Genomic DNA, 698 nt, shown 5'->3' on the forward strand with positions numbered 1-698 from the left:
CGGATCGCGACCTCACCCTTTCTGGTGAGCAGGCCGACGCTTTCCGCCATGTGACCGATGGCGGGGATTTGAGCGTCGTCGTCGGCTATGCCGGAACGGGCAAGAGCGCCATGCTCGGCGTGGCGCGTGAGGCATGGGAGGGAGCCGGATACAGCGTGCGCGGCGTCGCGTTGTCCGGCATCGCCGCCGAGGGATTGGAGAACGGTTCCGGCATTGCGTCCCGCACCATCGCCAGCATGGAGCATGGCTGGGCGCAGGGCCGCGACATGCTCACCAGCCGCGATGTGCTGGTGATCGACGAAGCCGGTATGGTCGGCACGCGGCAGTTGGAGCGCGTGCTATCCCATGCCGCCGAGGCCGGGGCCAAGTTGGTGCTGGTCGGCGATCCGCAGCAGTTGCAGTCCATCGAGGCGGGCGCGGCGTTCCGTTCGATCCACGAGCGCCACGACGGGGCGGAGATCGGCGAGGTGCGCCGCCAGCGCGAGGACTGGCAACGCGACGCCACCCGCGACCTGGCGACCAGCCGAACCGGCGATGCGATCCACGCCTACGACAAGCATGGTATGGTCCATGAGGCCGCGTCACGCGAGCAGGCGCGCGGCGACCTGATCGACCGCTGGGGCCGCGACCGGCAGGCGAACCCGGACGCAAGCCGCATTATCCTCACCCACACCAACGACGAGGTGCGCGCTCAACGA

The 698-nt window shown here is 69.1% G+C and carries 1 protein-coding gene; it reads left to right on the forward strand.

Features of this window, described 5'->3' with window-relative positions:
* The coding region (locus V5F77_RS29010) for an AAA family ATPase (RefSeq protein ID WP_429008505.1) at nucleotides 1-698 on the forward strand (698 nt) is incomplete at both ends.

This window comes from Roseixanthobacter psychrophilus, assembly GCF_043195195.1.
In the GTDB taxonomy this organism is placed as follows: Bacteria; Pseudomonadota; Alphaproteobacteria; order Rhizobiales; family Xanthobacteraceae; genus NCEH01.